The following is a 17,569-nucleotide window of genomic DNA, read 5'->3' as shown; positions in this document are numbered from 1 at the left end:
TTATCCGTCTAATTGTTTCAGGCAATTATTATGTTAATAATTAGTTAGCGGATTATCATAACATGAGAATATTTATCAGGCATACTCCGGCGCCGATCAAATGCAGATTACCGCACAGACGGGCCGTTCATCTGCAGCACCAGCCAGTGATGGATCACCTGCACCACATAGCGCTGCTCCTGCTCGCTCAGCGCGCGGCCGTGGGGAATGGCGTGCCATTTTTCCAGACAGCCGCGGCAGCAGGTGGCGGTCGCATGCTGGGCGATAAATACCGGATGGCCGCGCATCGGCGTCTGCTTACCGTCGTTCATCGGTTCGGCGGGCGCCAGCCGCTGGCGGATAAAATCCGCAGCGTGCTGGTCGATGATCTCCGGCCCCTTATCGAGACAGTATTGCCGCTCTTTGACCCCGAGTCGAAAGCGTGAACGAAACGTCGAGCGCGCCAGGCGGGCAAACAACCGATCCTGCTCAACCATCAGAACACCGACCTCCCCATCCGCTGAGTCAGTTTTTCCAGCAGCGCCACGCCGGCCAGCGAGTTCCCGGCGTCGTCAAGCTCCGGGCTCCACACGGCGATCGCCATCTCCTGCGGCACAATCGCCACAACTCCGCCGCCGACGCCCGATTTCGCCGGCAGGCCAACGCGCCAGGCGAATTCACCGGCGTTCTGGTACATGCCACTGGTCATCATCAGGGCATTCACCTGACGGGACTGAATGGGCGCGATAACCGGTGCCTCCAGGTGCGGGGCGATACCGCGATCGGCGAGGAACAGGAAGGTCCGCGCCAGCTCAACGCAGCTCATCTCCAGCGAACAGTAGTGGAAATAGTTCTGCAACACAGTGGCGACGTCGTTATGGAAGTTACCGAAGGATTTCATCAGCCAGGCGATGGCGGCGTTGCGCGCCGAATGCTCGAATTCAGAGCGGGCCACCACCGGATCGTAGGCGATATCGGGCACGCCGCTCAGGCGGCGGACAATCTCCAGCATCCGCTGACGCGGGGCGCTAAGCCGGCTCTGTAGCATGTCGCAGACCACCAGTGCCCCGGCGTTGATAAACGGGTTACGCGGTTTGCCCTGCTCGATCTCCAGCTGCAGAAGGGAGTTAAAGGGCTGGCCGGAGGGATCTTTGCCCACCCGCTGCCAGATCTCCTCTTCCTGATAGTGGTTCATGGCCACCACCAGGCTCAATACCTTGGAGATAGACTGGATGGAAAAACGTTCATGCGCATCGCCGGCGGCAAAATGCTGCCCGTCCACCGTGCTGATCGCGATGCCAAGCTTATCGCCGCTGACGCTGGCCAGCGCCGGAATGTAATCCGCCACTTTACCGCGGCCAATCAGCGGCCTGATTTCTGCCAGAATGGCTTCCAGCATTGCGTTATTGATCACCGCCGCCACATGCAGCTCCTTGCCCACCATCGAAATTTGGTGGGCGAGTATAGCAGAGGTGGGCGACGGTCGTCAGGGGCTAACGTTGATTAGCGACGGTCTTTCCAGACGGTCTGCGCATTACAGAACTCGTGCAGACCAAAATGCGACAGCTCGCGACCAAAACCGCTCTTCTTCACGCCGCCGAAGGCCACGCGGGCGTCGCTGGCGCAGTAGCCGTTGAGAAAGACGCCGCCGCACTCCAGCTCGCGGGCGAAGCGCTGGGCCTGCGCCTCGTCGGTGGTATAGACCGTTGCCGACAGGCCAAACTCGCTGTCGTTGGCGAGGGCCAGCGCATGGTCAGCGTCGCGAGCGGTGGTCAGGGTCGCTACCGGACCAAATAGCTCCTGGCGAAAGCCGGTCATCCCGGCGGTAACATTGCCCAGCACCGTTGGCGCATAGTAGTTGCCCGCCCCTTCGATTTTTTCCGCGCCCAGCAGCAGAGTCGCCCCTTCATCAAGGGTCGCCGTTACCTGCTGGTGCAGTTCATCGCGCAGGTCGAAACGCGCCATCGGCCCGACGTAGTTTTGCTCATCGCGCGGGTCGCCCATCTTCAGCGCCGCGACGGCGTCGACGAATTTGCGGGTGAACGCGTCGGCAATACCGGCTTCGAGGATAAAGCGTTTCGACGCGGCGCACACCTGGCCGCTGTTCTGATAGCGGCCGGTGACGGCGGCCTTCACCGCCTCATCCAGGTCGGCATCGTTGAGTACGATAAAGGGATCGGATCCCCCCAGCTCAAGCACGCATTTCTTCAGCGCCGCGCCCGCCTGGGCGCCAATCGCCTTCCCGGCACGGACGCTGCCGGTGACGGTCACCGCCGCGATGCGATCGTCATTGATGATCTGCGAAACACCGTCATTGGTGGCATTCACCCAACCGAACACGCCATCCGGCAGGCCGGCGGCGGCAAAAATCTCGCCCAGCAGGCGGGCGCTGCCCATCACGTTCGGGGCATGCTTCAGCAGGTAGCTGTTGCCGGCCAGCAGGATCGGCACCGCGCCGCGCAGCACCTGCCAGACCGGGAAGTTCCATGGCATAACCGCCAGAATGGCGCCCAGGGGACGATACTCAATCACCGCCTGATTATTTTCCACCTGGGTGGCTTCCGTCGCCAGCATCGCCGGGCCGTGCTCGGCGTACCAGTCGCAGAGATTGGCGGATTTCGCCACCTCGCCGCGAGCCTGGGCAATCGGTTTGCCCATCTCGAGGGTGATCATCTGGGCCACCTCTTCACCTCGGGCGCGCAGCGCGGCCCCGATGCGACGCAGGGCGTCGGCGCGCTCGGCGAGCGGCGTTTGACGCCATTGGCGATAGCCTGCCGCGGCGAGAGCGATAGCCGCATCGACCTCGCGTTCGCTGGCCCAGGGCAGCGAGGAGACCACCTCACCGGTAGTCGGGTTGACGGAAACCGCGTGCGTTGCAGATAAATTCATCGTTATTCTCTCTCTCGTTGCTTGCGAAGTAACCGTATTCTGGCTTACCTTTCCATTCATTGAAAATGAATAATATTAAGCAACGCATTCACAAAAGAAGAATAGTATGGACCTGACTCAGCTAGAGATGTTTAACGCTGTCGCCAGCACCGGCAGCATTACCCAGGCGGCGCAGAAAGTGCATCGCGTGCCGTCCAACCTCACCACCCGCATCCGCCAGCTGGAAGCAGACCTCGGCGTAGAGCTGTTTATCCGCGAGAACCAGCGCCTGCGCCTCTCGCCTGCGGGACACAGCTTTTTGCGCTACAGTCAGCAGATCCTCGCCCTGGTGGACGAGGCGCGGATGGTGGTGGCGGGCGACGAACCCCAGGGGCTGTTCTCCCTGGGTTCGCTGGAGAGTACCGCGGCGGTACGGATCCCCACCACCCTGGCCCACTTTAATCAGCGCTACCCGAAAATTCACCTGGCGCTCTCCACTGGCCCTTCCGGAACGATGATCGACGGCGTGCTGGAAGGCGCCCTGAGCGCCGCGTTCGTTGACGGCCCGCTGGTGCATCCGGGTCTGGAGGGGCTGCCGGTGTTCCCGGAAGAGATGATGATCGTCGCCCCGTACGGCCACGCGCCCATCGCCCGCGCCAGCGAAGTGAACGGGGCCAACGTTTACGCCTTTCGCGCCAACTGCTCTTACCGCCGGCATTTTGAAAGCTGGTTCCATGCCGACAGAGCGACCCCGGGCAGGATCCACGAGATGGAGTCTTACCACGGGATGCTGGCCTGCGTGATCGCCGGCGCGGGCCTGGCGTTGATCCCGCGCAGTATGCTGGAGAGTATGCCCGGCCATCAGCAGGTTTCCGCCTGGCCGCTGGCCGAAGAGTGGCGCTGGCTAACCACCTGGCTGGTGTGGCGCCGGGGCGCCAAAACCCGCCAGCTGGAGGCGTTTATAGCGCTGCTGAACGAAGATCGGCAAACAGCGGTTTCTCCATAAACACGCTGAGCGGATCGGGCTGATACGGCGCAAACGCGCAGCGGGTCTGGTAGCCGTTGCGCGTGTAGAGGGTGATCGCCGCATGCTGATGGATACCGGTTTCAAGCCGCAGCGTATGACAGTCGCGCTGGCGCGCTTTCGCTTCCAGCGCCGCCAGCAGCTTTTCTCCCAGCTGCTGTCCGCGGTGCTGCGGATCGATATAGACCCGCTTCATCTCGCCGAAACCTTCCTCACTGAGGACGATAGCCCCGCAGCCAACGGCCTCGCCCTGCGGGCTGCGGATGACCAGGGCGATCACCGTCTGCGGCGGCAGCTGGCTGAGGTCCAGCAAATGGTTGCTCTCTGCCGGATAGAGTGTCTCCTGCCAGGCGTCGAGAGCGGCAATCAGGGCGGTAAATGCGGAGTCGGTGGGGGCGATGTCGGTAACGGTATACATAGGTGAACTCCTTTTTTTACGCCACTGTAGCGCGGCCTCGACCCGTTTCCGCCATAGCATTAACTTATATTGCTGCCCACCTCTTGCGCTAACTCACTGAAACACAGTAATTTTATCTCCTTCCGTTCGTACTTGAGATCTGAATATGCACACCAAAGCCCGTAAAGTGATGATTATTGGCGCCGGCAATGTCGGCGCGTCGGCGGCCTACGCCCTGCTCAACCAGAGCATTTGCGAGGAACTGATCCTCGTCGACCTTAACCAACAGCGCGCCGAGGCCCATGCCCAGGATCTCAGCGATGCCGCGGCCTATCTGCCAGGGATGATGACCATCTCCACCCGGGAAGCCAGCGACTGCGCTGATGTCGATATCGCGGTGATCACCGTTTCCGGCGGTGCGCTGCGCCCCGGTCAGAGTCGGCTGGATGAACTGACCACGACGGCGAAGATTGTGAAAAGTATTGTGCCGACGATGATGGCCAACGGGTTTAACGGCATCTTTCTGGTGGCCACCAACCCCTGCGACATCATCACCTGGCAGGTATGGCAGCTCTCCGGCCTGCCGCGCAGTCAGGTGCTGGGCACCGGCGTCTGGCTGGATACCACCCGCCTGCGTCGCCTGCTGGCGCAGGAACTGGATATTGGCGCCCAAAGCATCGACGCTTTTATCCTCGGCGAGCATGGCGATACCCAGTTTCCGGTATGGTCACACTCCTCGGTGTATGGCTCACCGATCGCCAACCTCTACCAGCAACGTACCGGCCGGCCGCTCGACCGCGAGGCAATGGCCGAAAAAGTACGAAAACTGGGGTTTGAGATCTACGCGGGCAAAGGCTGCACCGAATATGGCGTGGCAGGCACCATCGCCGAGATCTGCCGCAATATCTTCACCGGCAGCCACCGTGCGCTGGCAGTCTCCTGCATTCTTGACGGTGAGTACGGCGTCAGCGGCGCGGCGGCTGGGGTGCCGGCGGTGCTGGCCCAGGGTGGCGTGGAGCAGATTATTGAGCTGCAGCTGGCCGCCGAGGAGCAGGCGAAGTTCAGCCAGTCGATGGCGGTGATTAAGGCCAATATCGCCCGTCTGCCCTGACGGCAGCCTGCGAGTCAGTCGGCAATGATCAGCTGCGGGGAAAGGGTCACCAGCGCCTCGCGGGTCGCCTCCGGCAGATGGGCGTCGGTGACGATATCGGTCAACGACTCCAGCGGGGCAATATTGAACAGTGACCAGGCGCCGTATTTGGAGCTGTCCGCCAGCAGGATGCGCCGCCGGGCATTAGCCATCAGATCACGTTTCAGGGCAGCCTTCTCCTCCGTCGGGGCGGTGATCCCCTTCTCGAGGTCCCAGCCGTTGCAACTGACGAAGGCAAGGTCCGGCCAGATGGTCTGCAGCAGGCGGCGGCCGTGATCGCCGATGCACGACTGGCTGCTGTCATCGATGCGCCCACCGATAATCGTCACTTCTATCTGCTTAAATTCCGACAAAAACAGCGCGATATGTAAATCGCTGGTGATCACCCGCAGCGGCAGATGGGTGATCTGCCGCGCCAGCTCAATCATGGTGGTGCCGGCGTCAAGCACAATCGCGTCGCCGGCCTTCACCAGCGCGGCCGCCGCGCTGGCGATAGCCTGCTTTTCCAGCGGACTGCGCTGGGCTTTCTCCAGCGTCGTCGGCTGGGAAGGAATAAACCGGTTCAGCGTCACCCCGCCATGCGTGCGGCTGATCACCCCTTCCTGATCGAGTTTGATCAGGTCGCGGCGAATGGTGGCCGGCGAGGCGTTGGTCGCCGCCACCAGCTGGTCGACTGTCACCAGATTATGGCTTTTCAGGAAGTCCATAATCTGCTCTAACCGGTTATATCCCTTCATGTTATTCCTGCGCGATGTGCATGGCGAGCTCAATGGAGGTTGCCATGCTCTCAGACTTCGCTTTACCTGTCCAGGCAATATCAAACGCGGTGCCATGATCCGCTGAGGTGCGGATAAACGGCAGCCCGGCGGTAATATTCACCCCATCATAGAACCCGAGCAGCTTCAGCGGAATATGCCCCTGATCGTGATACATCGCCACCACCATGTCGTACATGCCTTCGTGACACTGCATAAATACGGTGTCCGGCGGACAGGGGCCGGTGACCTCCACTCCCTGCGCGCGCATGGCGGCGACCGCGGGGGCGACGATGCGGATCTCTTCATCGCCAAACAGGCCGTTCTCCCCAGCGTGCGGATTAACACCGGCAACCGCAATGCGCGGACGTTGATAGCCGACCCGGCGCAAAAACCGATCCGCCACGCCAATCACCGTCTCGATTCGCGGCTGGTTGAGGGTATCGAGGAACTGGCGCAGGGCGATATGGGTGGTGATATGGATAACCTTGAGCTTCTCGGTATAGAGCACCATGGCGTAATCGGTGGTCTGCGTCAGGTGGGCCAGCAGTTCGGTATGGCCGGGGAAAGCGTGCCCGGCGAGATGCAGCGCCTCTTTATTTAGCGGTGCGGTCGCGATGGCCGCGACCGCGCCGTCCAGCGCCAGCGCGGTCGCCCGCCTGATGCAGCGAAACGCGAGGTCCCCCGCCTGGGCCTGAACTTCGCCAGGGCGCAGTCCCTGCGGGTCGCTGAGCGGTTCATCAATGACGTTGATGGTCGCTGGAGAAAAACGCGCCTCGGCGGGATGGTCAATGATGCGCAGCTCCGCCCGCGGCGTAATATTCAGCGCCAGGATCCGCCGCAGCGTCTGCGCGCAGCCCACCACCACCACCGGCGCGCCGCTCAGCGCCCCTTCGGCGAGGGATTTGATAATAATCTCCGGACCAATCCCTGCCGGGTCGCCCATTGTCACTGCAATCATGTTAGACACTCAGTTTCTCCTCAATAAAATTCACAACATTTAACAGCGTAGTGTCGGTGCCGAATCCCCCTGCTTTGGTCATCACCGGTCGCGACCAGCGACCGCCGAGAAAGTGCCCGTAAGGCACACACTGCGCCACCCGCCCACGGATCTGAAATCCGGTGGCGCCGAGCGCGTGCGCGACGGCGATGGCCACATCGCCGCCAGAGAGGTACAGGGCGCCCGGTGGGCACAGCGCCACCGCCTGCACCGTGACGTCGGCAAGCCAGGCGCAGATGTGCTCCCCGTAGGCCGCACGGCTGAGGCCATGTTTGCGACACTGGGCTTCAATCCCGTGCCGGGCGGCGTTATTCGGGCGAGTTGTCACCACGCAGTGATGACCCTCACGCAGCACCTCGGCGATCCGCGAGGCTTCCTCCTTCGGCGATCCGCTAAAGGCCTGTTCGACATCAATTTCAATCTTCATCACCCGGGAATGCGCCTGCAGCGCAGCGACCTGGCGCTGCGCCATCTCGCTCATCGAACCAACCAGCGCCAGTAGCGGCCCCTGCTCGCTGCGGCGCAGGCGGCGCGCCAGCGCCTCGCAAAGTCCCGCCGAGCCGACCAGCAGGGTCTCCCGCGCATGGGGCGCGACGGCGTCGATCACCTGGTCCAGATGGCGGTCTTCCCAGGCGTCGACAATCAACACTCGCTTCTCCTCGCCCGCCGTCGCTAATGCCGCCGGAAGCTGGGCAGCGCTCAACGTCAGACAGGGAAGATGGCTCTGCATGGCGATAATTTCGCTAATCTCCGCCCGGCTCACGGGCGTTTTCGGATCGCTGGCAAATTCGGTCTGATCGAGGGCCACCCCATGCACATAGCAGCGCCCGTCCCGGGTATGCCTTCCTGCCGCCGGATACGCCGGGGCCACCACCGCCAGCCGGCAGCCTTGCGCCGCCATCATTGCCTCCAGTTCGCCGCCGGGGTTGCCGCGTAGCGTGGAGTCAATCTTCTTTACCTGCCAGTGCGGGACGAATCTTGCCGCGCCGCGCAGCAGACCGGTGACCTTGTCCGCGGCGGCGGCGGCGCTCATTGCCCGGCTGTCGCTGTTGAGAATTAGCGCCCGAGCGGTTGATGGCTGCCCGGCGCTGAAGGCCACTTCCACCGACATGCCCGCCTCCGCCAGGCTGACGCCGGCGTCATTGGCTCCCGTAAAGTCATCTGCCAGCACCAGCACCTGGTTATTACCGTCGTTCATTGTTCTGCCTTGTGGTCGATGAAAACCTGAAACTGATTATATTCAATCATATTTGATTAAATGTGAGCAAGCTCAAGTTATTAAACTGCCGTATAAATTATAACTTTTCCCCACCAGACGAGTGACTAGATTCATGAATGATTGAATTCAATCAATTACTACCAAGGAGAAACGCGTGGCGACGATACACAGCACAATCATTAGCGGGGCGGGCGCCTCAACGGCCCTGCTCCCGCTGTTGTCAGGTAAAACCCGCATCCTGCTGGTGACCGACCAGAACGTTGGCGCGCTGGAAGCGACCCAGGCGATCCATCGCCTGCTGGCGGCCGAAGGGCGTCAGGTTGAGGTCATTGACACGGTACCGGCAGAGCCCAGCCATCACGATGTGGCACAGATTGTCAGCCAGCTGGGTGCCAGCCAGCCCCAGATGATCGTGGGCATCGGCGGGGGAAGCGTGCTGGATGTGGCGAAACTGCTCTCGGTGCTCCTGCATCCTGAGGCGCCCTCTCTGACGGCCCTGCTGGCAGGCGAGTTGCCGCAACGACGGATTAGCTCATTGTTGATCCCGGCCACCGCCGGCACCGGCTCCGAAGCGACGCCGAACGCCATTCTGGCGATCCCCGAGCAGCAGACCAAAGTGGGGATCATCTCCCCGGTGCTGCTGCCGGACTATGTCGCCCTGCTGCCCGAGCTGACCACCAGCATGCCGGCCAGCATCGCGGCGTCGACCGGCATCGATGCCCTGTGTCATCTGCTGGAATGCTTTACCTCCACCGTCGCCAACCCGGTAAGCGACAACGCGGCGTTAATCGGTTTACACAAGCTGGTGCGGCATATCGAACGTTCGGTGGATCAGCCGCAGGATCTGACGGCGAAGCTGGAGATGCTCTGGGCCTCGTGGTACGGCGGCGCGGCGATCAACCATGCCGGCACCCATCTGGTGCATGCGCTCTCCTATCCGCTTGGCGGTACCTGGCACCTGCCGCACGGGGTGGCTAATGCCATTCTGCTGGCGCCCTGCATGCGGGTGGTCCGCCCCCACGCGGTGGCAAAATTCGCTCAGGTCTGGGATCTGATCCCCGATGCAGATCGCACGCTCAGCGAGGAAGAGAAATCCCATGCGCTGGTCGCGTGGCTGGCGGCGCTGGTGAAACGACTGCCTCTGCCGGACAACCTTGCCGCGCTCGGCGTGCCCAGGGAGAGCATCCCAGCTCTCAGCGCAGCGGCGCAAAACGTCAAGCGCCTGATGAACAACGCCCCCTGCAGCGTCAGCCGCGAAGAGATTGCGGCTATCTATCAAACGCTGTTTCCAGAACATGCATAACAGGAGAAAGAAAATGAGGAGAGCTATTAGCGGCGTACTCACCGCCATCGTCACCCCCTTTACCGCCGAGGGAGCCCTTGACCTGCCAGCGCTACGCCAGCAGGTGCAGCGTCAGCTCGCCGCGGGCAACGGTATTTTCTGCGGCGGCACCAACGGCGAGTTTTTTGTCCTCAATGAGGAGGAGAAGATCGCCGTCGCCAGAACCTGCGTGGAAGAAGCCGCCGGACGCGCGCCGGTGGTGGCGCATATCGGGGAGATTTCCACCCGCGAGACTCGCCGGCTGGGCCAGCAGATCGCCCGCCTCGGGGTTGACGCAGTATCGGCCATTACCCCGTGGTTCGTGCCTTTGAAGCAGGAGGAGCTGATAAACCACTATACGGCGATCGCCAACGCGCTGAGCGTCCCGCTCTTTCTTTACAACATTCCCGCCCGCACCGGGAACACCATTGCTCCGGAGACGGCGCGCCAGCTGGCCCGGCACGAGAATATCGTCGGTATTAAGGACAGCGCCGGCAGCTACGACAGCCTGAAAGGCTTTCTTGACGCGGTACGCGACATTGACGGTTTCGACGTTCTGAACGGGCCGGACTCGCTTATCCATCAGGGCTATGTCGATGGCTGCTCGGCCTGCATTTCAGGGCTTGCCAACGTCGCCCCAGCGGAAATCAACGCGATCTGGTCGCTGTTTCACGCCGGGGATATCGCCGGATCGCGCCAGGCGCAGGAGCGCGTGACGGGCCTGCGCACCGATCTGTATAAGGTGGCGTTCTCACCCGCGGCAGTGAAAAAAGCCCTGCAGCTGATGGGCCATGAGGTGGGCGACAGCCGCTACGCGGTGCAGTTTAGCGACGAACAGCTGCAGCAGATACGCGACATCATTGCCCGTTATTTAGCGTAATACCCACTGCGCTTGGTTAATAAAACGGACCGGGTACAGCCGTACCCAGGATTCGTATGCCCAGAGAGAGGCTAAGATGAATCATTTTACCGCTGAAGATACCTTTATTATTGTCGGCATCGTCATTGCTTATATTCTGTTTACCACCTGGCTGACATTTCGTATTCGTAGTAAAAATTCCGGGGATTTTATGGAAGGCTCGCGCGCCATGCCGGCCTTTATTGTCGGTATATTACTGATGTCAGAATATATCGGCGCCAAATCGACCATCGGTACCGCTCAGGCCGCCTTTGAAAGCGGGATTGCCGCCTCGTGGTCCGTGCTGGGGGCAGCCATCGGCTTTCCGCTGTTCGGTTTAATCCTGGTGAAACGCATCTATAACACCGGAAAAATCACCATTTCCGGCGCCATCGCCGAAAAATATGGCACCAGTACCAAAAATATTATCTCCCTGATTATGATTTATGCGCTGCTGCTGGTTAACGTGGGCAACTACGTCAGCGGTGCCGCAGCCATCTCCACCGTATTAAAGGTGAATTTACCGGTAGCCGCCTTTATTACCGCTATCGTCAGCACTTTTTATTTCGCCTTCGGCGGCATGAAGGGCGTCGCCTGGGTCACCATGTTACACAGCGCGTTGAAATACGCCGGTCTGCTGATCATTCTGGGTTTTGCCCTGTCAAAAACCGGCGGCTTCACGCCGATGATTGAGAAGATGCCGGATTATTACTGGACGTGGGATGGCAACATTGGCGCTGGCACCATCTTTGCGTGGCTCATCGGTACCGTCGGTTCTATCTTCTGTACCCAGTTTGTCATTCAGGCCATTAGCTCAACCAAAGACGTCCGGTCGGCAAAACGTTCCACCTGGATCGCCTTCTTTTTCTGCCTGCCCATCGCCCTTGCCATCGCCATTATCGGCGTCGCGGCGAAATACCTGCATCCGGAAATCAATAGTCTGTACGCCCTGCCGGTGTTTCTGCAGGACATGAACCCGTGGCTGGCAGGCCTGGTGACAACGTCACTTGTTGCATCGATTTTCGTCAGCGTAAGTACCGTGGCCCTGGCCATTGCCTCGCTGGTAGTGAAGGATTTTTACGTACCATGGCGCAACCCAACCCCGGACCAGGAGTTCAGAGCCACGCGCTGGGCGTCGCTCATTATCGGCTTCCTGCCGCTGATTTTTGTGCTGCTGGTACCGGAGGTGCTGAAACTCTCCTTCTTTACTCGCGCCATTCGCCTTTCGATTACCGTGGTGGCGATCATTGCCTTCTACGCGCCCTTCTTCAAAAGCACCCGTGGCGCGAATGCGGGTCTGATCGGCGCCTGTGTGGTGACGTCCGTCTGGTATTTACTCGGCGACCCGTTCGGTATCAACAACATGTATGTCGCCCTGGCGACCCCGGCCATCATCATGGTGATTGACCGCCTGATCCCGAATAAATCACAACCATCCCCCGCCCCAGTTGAGCAACGTGGAGTATAAAATATGACCGTAATTCCTCCTTTTGACGGCGTCATTCGCCAGCACCAGCAAGATGAACACATCGCATGGGCAATGCTCCCCAGCGCCTGCCCGCAAAATCATGCCGCCAATCTGCTGCCGCTGGATGATGGCAGTCTGATGTGCGTCTGGTTCGGCGGCTCCCAGGAGGGAAAAGCCGATATTTCTATCTGGGGATCGCGGTTAGCCCCCGGCAGTGATCGCTGGAGTGAGGCGGTTAAGCTATCTGATGACCCAGACCGCTCGGAACAAAACCCGGTGCTGTTTCAGGCGCCCGATAACGTGCTGTGGCTGTTGTGGACAGCGCAATTTGCCGGAAACCAGGATACCGCCATTGTGCGTTACCGCCTCTCCCACGATGGCGGACGAAGCTGGGGGCCCATCGATACGCTGCTGGATCAGCCGGGTACTTTTATTCGCCAGCCGATAAGCGTTATGCCTGACGGCAACTGGCTGCTGCCGGTCTTTTACTGCCGAACCGAACCCGGCGAGAAATGGGTGGGTAACAATGACGTCAGCGCGGTGAAGATCTCTTCAGACTGCGGCAAAAGCTGGCGTGACGTGGCGGTCCCGGAGAGCCTGGGCTGTGTCCATATGAGTATCACTCCGCTTCCCGACGGCAGACTGGCGGCCTTCTTTCGCAGCCGCTGGGCGGACCATATCTGGTTCAGCCAGTCCAGCGACCAGGGAGAGAGCTGGTCGGCGCCGGTACCGACGACGCTTCCGAACAATAACTCATCAATCCAGGCAACCACTCTGGACAATGGCGAACTGGCGCTGGTGTTCAATAATATGAGCGCCGCCGGCGCCACGGAACGCCGCGCCTCGCTGTATGATGAAATTGCTGACGAGGATGGCCGTAAGGAGCCGGAAGCAACCGAGAAAAGCGCCTTCTGGGGCGCACCGCGCGCGCCGATGACCGTCGCTATATCAGCCGATGGCGGTGTCACCTGGCCGTGGCTGCGCAATCTCGATGAGGGCGATGGTTACTGTATGACCAACAATTCTGAGCAGAAGCTGAATCGGGAGTTCTCCTACCCCAGTATCAAACAGGGAGAAGACGGTAATTTGCATATCGCCTACACCTGGTACCGCCAGGCGATCAAGTATGTTCGCGTCTCGCCGCAGTGGGTAAAAGGAGAAAACGCATGATTATCGGTAATCTGCAGGCGCTGCAGCAGGCTGGTCTGCCGCCGGCGTTAAAGCAGCTATTGAGCAGCGAGGCCTGTTCGCTGGCCGCGCTCAGCGCCAGAGAGGATGGCCGCTTCCAGCCCGACGGCGCGTCGTGGTTCTGCACCCTCAGTGTGGCGCAAACGCAGCCTGCGGCCGAGCGGCACACGGAATATCATCGCCAGTGGGCGGATATTCAGGTCATCCTGGCTGGCGAGGAGCGGATCCAGGCGGGCATGGCTCCCGCGATGCGGCCAGAAGATAATGAGCTTAAGCCCGACCTCTATATATGTCAGCCGGCCCCGGAGAGTGTTTCTATTCTGCTGCGTCCCGGCGACTTCGCGGTCTTTTACCCCGGCGAACCGCACCAGGCGCTGTGTGCGGTTTCGACGCCAGCGCCAGTCAGAAAGGCGGTATTCAAGATCCCGGCAGCGATGCTGGAGGCGCAATGAAGCGGGCAATGGTGACCGGGGCCAGTTCCGGGATCGGCGCCGCGGTGGTGAGGCAGTTGCTGGCGGACGGCTGGCAGGTTGTCGGTCTGAGCCGTTCGCTGCCGCCCTTTTCACAGCCGAACTTTCGCCATCTGATGGTCGACGTCAGCCAACGCAGCGCGCTGCTGGCGGCGCTGGAGCAGATTGAGCCTCCTCAGGCCATCATCCACGCCGCGGGTTCAATGGCGGCAGCCACCCTGGGCAATCTGGACCCTCAGCGCAGCGAGTCGCTGTGGCGTTTACACGTCGATGCGGCTCAGACATTGGTCAATCACTTCGCCCCGACCATGGGATCGGGCGGGAGGATCGTTCTGCTGGGAAGCCGTACGTCACGAGGCGCCGCTGGTCGCTCGCAGTATGCGGCCACCAAAGCCGCGCTGGTCGCTCTCGCCAGGAGCTGGGCGGCAGAACTGGCGCCTGCCGGGGTGACGGTCAACGTCGTGGCCCCCGGGGCAACCGATACGCCGATGCTTCATCAGCCAGGCAGAGAAAGTTCCCCGCCGCGGCTTCCGCCGCTTGGGCGACTCATTACTCCGCAGGAAGTGGTCTCTCTGGTGAGCTGGTTGCTGAGCGAGGGCGCATCGGCGATGACCGGACAGGAGCTGGTGATGTGTGGCGGCGCATCGCTGGGCTGATGCTATGTCGCCCCAGGGAGCGGAAGTAGATTGCCGCTCTCCGGGGCGACGCGGGGCCATGATTAACGCAGGTAAACCGTTCCGCGCAGATAGGTGGTGGCCTGGCCGCTAATCAGCACCCTGTCGCCCTGCCACTGGCAGCGCAGGTCGCCGCCGCGGGCGGAGACCTGGCGCGCCATCATGGTGGTTTTCCCCAGCTTTTCGCCCCACCAGGGGATCAGCATGCTGTGGGCGGAGCCGGTCACCGGATCCTCTGGCACCCCTTCTCCCGGGCAGAAGAAGCGGCTGACAAAGTCATACTCCTCATCCGGTGCGCTGACGCAGATCATTTTGCCGAGCTTCTGCAGACGTGCCATATCGGTCTGCACCGCTTCAACCTGCTGGCGATCCGCCAGCACGACCAGATAATCACGCCCTTCCCGCACCTCGACGGCGGACTCAAGTCCCAGTCCGGCCAGCAGGTCCGCCGGCGGGTTGTCCACCGGGGTGGTCGACCACGCCGGGAAGTCGAGCGTCAGCCAGTCGCCGCTGCGGGTCACCAGCAGTTCACCGACAAAACGGGTGCTGAAGGTAATCGTCGCCGAGGGATGGTCAAGATACTCGAAAATAACATGCGCCGTCGCCAGGGTGGCGTGGCCGCAGAGGTTGATCTCGCCCAGCGTGGTAAACCAGCGCAGCTCATAGCCCTCGTCGGTGTGGACGAAAAACGCCGTTTCGGACTGGTTATGCTGTTGGGCCATTTTCAGCAATACATCGTCCGCTAACCACTCGCTGAGCGGGCAAACGGCCGCGGCATTACCGCCAAAGTTTTTATCGCTGAAGGCATCGACCAGATAAAATTGAATTTCCTGCATACACTGTCCTTACTTTTTTTACTTTCCTTCAACATGACATAAAAGCGCTCCCCTGACACTATCCATAGCAAAATTAATTGCTTAACCGCTGCCAGCCACTTGCAGCGAAATGAGATGAAGATCACAAAATGATTGTCTTTTCGCCAGTAATCGTTTTAAGATCACCGTCACATCTTCCCTTGAATCACCCATCCAGAGCTTATGACTACGAATACGGTCTCACGCAAGGTAGCGTGGCTACGTGTCGTGACGTTGGCCATCGCCGCGTTTATTTTTAACACCACAGAATTCGCCCCTGTCGGTCTGCTGTCCGATATTGCCGGCAGCTTCGGCATGGAAACCGCCCAGGTGGGCATGATGCTCACCATTTATGCGTGGGTGGTGGCGCTGATGTCGCTGCCGTTTATGCTGCTCACCAGCAAAATGGAGCGCCGGCGGCTGCTCATCGGCCTGTTTATTCTGTTTATCGCCAGCCACGTTCTGTCGTTTTTTGCGTGGAGTTTTGACGTCCTGGTAATTAGTCGCATTGGCATCGCTTTTGCGCATGCGGTTTTCTGGTCGATTACCTCAGCGCTGGCCATCCGCATGGCGCCGCCTGGTAAACGGGCACAGGCGCTGAGCCTGATCGCCACCGGTACAGCCCTGGCGATGGTGTTCGGTATTCCGATTGGCCGCATCATCGGACAGTATTTTGGCTGGCGAATGACCTTCCTGGCGATTGGCCTGGGCGCGTTAGCCACCCTTGCCTGTCTGGTGAAACTGCTGCCGACGCTACCGAGCGAACATTCTGGCTCGCTGAAAAGCCTGCCGGTGCTGTTCCGCCGTCCGGCGCTGGTCAGTGTTTATATTCTGACCGTGGTGGTGGTGACCGCCCACTATACCGCCTACAGCTATATCGAGCCCTTTGTCCAGACGGTGGCGGGCCTGAGCGGCAACTTTGCTACCGTGCTGCTGTTGATCCTCGGCGGGGCCGGTATTATCGGCAGCATTCTGTTCGGTAAGCTCGGCAACCAGCACGCTTCCGGGCTGATTAGCATCGCTATCGGCCTGCTGCTGGCCTGCCTGCTGTTGCTCCTGCCTGCCTCGGACAATGCACATCATCTGATGCTGCTCAGTATCTTCTGGGGCGTGGCGATCATGATTATCGGTCTCGGTATGCAGGTAAAAGTGCTGGCTTCCGCGCCGGATGCCACCGACGTCGCCATGTCCCTGTTCTCGGGCATCTTTAATATTGGTATTGGCGCCGGCGCGCTGGTAGGCAGCCAGGTGAGTCTGCATCTGTCGATGGCCTCCATCGGTTACATCGGTGCCATCCCGGCGCTGGCCGCGCTGGTATGGTCTCTGATGATCTTCCGCCGCTGGCCGGTATCGCTGGAAGACCATCAACCGCACCACTCCTGAGTTACCGCGATAAAAAAGCCTGCCGGCATGGCTACCGGCAGGCTGTTGTCTCTCATCCCATCCGGGGCGATCAGGGGTGCCAGGTCGAAATGATCTCAAGCACGCCATTAATAATAAACTGCACGCCCATACAGACCAGCAGGAAGCCCATCAGTCGCGAAATGGCCTCGATGCCGCCTTTGCCTACCAGACGCATAATCGCGCCGGAACTGCGCAGGCAAGCCCACAGAATCACCCCTAACAGCAAAAAGATGATCGGCGGCGCTGCCAGCACCACCCACTCCGGGAAGTCCACGCCATGCTTAACGGTCGAGGCGGAGCTAATAATCATCGCGATGGTGCCCGGACCGGCAGTGCTTGGCATCGCCAGCGGCACAAAGGCGATATTGGCGGTCGGTTCATCCTGCAGTTCTTCCGATTTGATCTTCGCTTCCATCGAATCGTGGGCTTTTTGCTGGGGGAACAGCATGCGGAAACCGATAAAGGCCACAATCAATCCCCCGGCGATACGCAGCCCAGGTATTGATATGCCGAATGTATTCATCACCACCTGACCGGCATACCACGACACCATCAGAATGGCGAACACATACACCGATGCCATCAACGCCTGCTTGTTCCGCTCGGCGTTGTTCATATTGCCCGCCAGGCCGAGGAACAGCGCCACGGTTGTGAGTGGGTTTGCCAGCGGTAAAAGCACCGCCAGGCCAAGCCCTATTGCTTTAAACAAATCGAACATAGTTAATTAAAGTCCCGTTAATATTCATTTTTTAAGTATTGTTTCGTTCCGTGAGTATACCGGCTTCGACACTTTCGCCGCCAGCCTGCTGATAAACCACTTCCGCTAAAAATTAACAAGCGTTAGAAAAACCATAAACAGTGACCCACGTCGGATTTTTTTATTTTAGCAAATCGTGGCAT

At 60.2% G+C, this 17,569-nt stretch carries 18 protein-coding genes; 9 read left to right on the top strand and 9 right to left on the bottom strand.

Annotated elements, in window-relative coordinates:
* Nucleotides 1–107 precede the first annotated feature (107 nt).
* The 3 genes from CWM53_RS18330 to sad form a co-directional block, all read right to left on the bottom strand.
* On the bottom strand, nt 108–476 hold the full coding sequence (locus CWM53_RS18330; RefSeq protein WP_008804948.1) for a DUF4186 domain-containing protein: 369 nt from the start codon (nt 474–476) through the stop codon (nt 108–110).
* On the bottom strand, nt 476–1,402 hold the full coding sequence (glsB, locus tag CWM53_RS18325) for a glutaminase B (protein WP_074385903.1): 927 nt from the start codon (nt 1,400–1,402) through the stop codon (nt 476–478). Before glsB ends, CWM53_RS18330 begins: the two co-directional genes overlap by 1 nt.
* Nucleotides 1,403–1,482: 80 nt before the next feature.
* Nucleotides 1,483–2,868, bottom strand: a complete 1,386-nt coding sequence (gene sad, locus CWM53_RS18320; RefSeq protein WP_008804950.1) for a succinate-semialdehyde dehydrogenase — start codon at nt 2,866–2,868, stop codon at nt 1,483–1,485.
* Nucleotides 2,869–2,974: 106 nt separating this feature from the next.
* Between sad and ptrR the strand changes: the two genes are divergently transcribed.
* The gene (gene ptrR / locus CWM53_RS18315) at nt 2,975–3,853 is read left to right on the top strand and encodes a putrescine utilization regulator PtrR (protein WP_023289635.1); all 879 of its coding nucleotides are present in this window, start codon (nt 2,975–2,977) and stop codon (nt 3,851–3,853) included.
* Here ptrR and CWM53_RS18310 read toward each other — a convergent pair.
* The gene (locus tag CWM53_RS18310) at nt 3,807–4,289 is read right to left on the bottom strand and encodes a GNAT family N-acetyltransferase (RefSeq protein ID WP_074385904.1); all 483 of its coding nucleotides are present in this window, start codon (nt 4,287–4,289) and stop codon (nt 3,807–3,809) included. The two genes, ptrR and CWM53_RS18310, sit on opposite strands and share 47 nt — an antisense overlap.
* A 145-nt stretch (nt 4,290–4,434) precedes the next feature.
* Between CWM53_RS18310 and CWM53_RS18305 the strand changes: the two genes are divergently transcribed.
* Nucleotides 4,435–5,379, top strand: a complete 945-nt coding sequence (locus CWM53_RS18305) for an L-lactate dehydrogenase (RefSeq protein ID WP_100729887.1) — start codon at nt 4,435–4,437, stop codon at nt 5,377–5,379.
* 14 nt (nt 5,380–5,393) lie between these two features.
* Here the strand turns inward: CWM53_RS18305 and CWM53_RS18300 are convergent, their stop codons facing one another.
* The 3 genes from CWM53_RS18300 to dtnK are packed head-to-tail and all read right to left on the bottom strand — an operon-like array spanning nt 5,394 to nt 8,371.
* On the bottom strand, nt 5,394–6,155 hold the full coding sequence (locus CWM53_RS18300; protein ID WP_012968265.1) for a DeoR/GlpR family DNA-binding transcription regulator: 762 nt from the start codon (nt 6,153–6,155) through the stop codon (nt 5,394–5,396).
* Between the two features lies 1 nt (nt 6,156).
* The gene (locus tag CWM53_RS18295) at nt 6,157–7,143 is read right to left on the bottom strand and encodes a D-threonate 4-phosphate dehydrogenase (protein ID WP_100631880.1); all 987 of its coding nucleotides are present in this window, start codon (nt 7,141–7,143) and stop codon (nt 6,157–6,159) included.
* The gene (dtnK, locus tag CWM53_RS18290; protein WP_100729886.1) at nt 7,136–8,371 is read right to left on the bottom strand and encodes a D-threonate kinase; all 1,236 of its coding nucleotides are present in this window, start codon (nt 8,369–8,371) and stop codon (nt 7,136–7,138) included. Before dtnK ends, CWM53_RS18295 begins: the two co-directional genes overlap by 8 nt.
* 175 nt (nt 8,372–8,546) lie before the next feature.
* Between dtnK and CWM53_RS18285 the strand changes: the two genes are divergently transcribed.
* From CWM53_RS18285 to CWM53_RS18260, 6 genes are all read left to right on the top strand, one after another.
* Nucleotides 8,547–9,695, top strand: coding sequence for an iron-containing alcohol dehydrogenase (locus CWM53_RS18285; RefSeq protein WP_100675615.1), 1,149 nt, complete (start codon nt 8,547–8,549; stop codon nt 9,693–9,695).
* Between the two features lie 13 nt (nt 9,696–9,708).
* Nucleotides 9,709–10,593 carry a dihydrodipicolinate synthase family protein gene (locus tag CWM53_RS18280; protein ID WP_074385909.1) on the top strand — a complete coding sequence of 295 codons (885 nt, stop codon included), beginning with the start codon at nt 9,709–9,711 and terminating at the stop codon, nt 10,591–10,593.
* A gap of 76 nt (nt 10,594–10,669) precedes the next feature.
* The gene (locus tag CWM53_RS18275; protein ID WP_074385910.1) at nt 10,670–12,079 is read left to right on the top strand and encodes a sodium:solute symporter family protein; all 1,410 of its coding nucleotides are present in this window, start codon (nt 10,670–10,672) and stop codon (nt 12,077–12,079) included.
* Nucleotides 12,080–12,082: 3 nt separating this feature from the next.
* A complete protein-coding gene (locus tag CWM53_RS18270) occupies nt 12,083–13,249 on the top strand; it encodes a sialidase family protein (RefSeq protein ID WP_074385911.1) in 1,167 nt (388 codons plus the stop codon).
* Nucleotides 13,246–13,719, top strand: a complete 474-nt coding sequence (locus CWM53_RS18265) for a YhcH/YjgK/YiaL family protein (protein ID WP_074385912.1) — start codon at nt 13,246–13,248, stop codon at nt 13,717–13,719. The genes CWM53_RS18270 and CWM53_RS18265 overlap by 4 nt, the downstream gene beginning before the upstream one ends.
* Entirely contained in the window at nt 13,716–14,393 is a 678-nt protein-coding gene (locus CWM53_RS18260) for an SDR family NAD(P)-dependent oxidoreductase (RefSeq protein WP_074385913.1), read from the top strand. The genes CWM53_RS18265 and CWM53_RS18260 overlap by 4 nt, the downstream gene beginning before the upstream one ends.
* A gap of 62 nt (nt 14,394–14,455) precedes the next feature.
* On the opposite strand, the gene CWM53_RS18255 is transcribed toward CWM53_RS18260, so the two are convergent.
* Nucleotides 14,456–15,247 (bottom strand): PhzF family phenazine biosynthesis protein, encoded by a 792-nt coding sequence (locus tag CWM53_RS18255; protein WP_074385914.1) that lies wholly within the window; start codon nt 15,245–15,247, stop codon nt 14,456–14,458.
* 201 nt (nt 15,248–15,448) lie between these two features.
* Between CWM53_RS18255 and CWM53_RS18250 the strand changes: the two genes are divergently transcribed.
* Nucleotides 15,449–16,648, top strand: coding sequence for a sugar transporter (locus tag CWM53_RS18250; RefSeq protein ID WP_008804962.1), 1,200 nt, complete (start codon nt 15,449–15,451; stop codon nt 16,646–16,648).
* Between the two features lie 70 nt (nt 16,649–16,718).
* Here the strand turns inward: CWM53_RS18250 and CWM53_RS18245 are convergent, their stop codons facing one another.
* Nucleotides 16,719–17,387, bottom strand: coding sequence for a MarC family NAAT transporter (locus CWM53_RS18245; protein ID WP_002904403.1), 669 nt, complete (start codon nt 17,385–17,387; stop codon nt 16,719–16,721).
* Nucleotides 17,388–17,569: the final 182 nt, after the last annotated feature.

The organism is Klebsiella sp. A-Nf5 (assembly GCF_002810545.1).
Lineage (GTDB): Bacteria > Pseudomonadota > Gammaproteobacteria > Enterobacterales > Enterobacteriaceae > Klebsiella > Klebsiella variicola.
The sequence above is the reverse complement of the archived record's forward strand: the minus strand, read 5'-3'. Positions and strand labels throughout refer to the sequence as shown.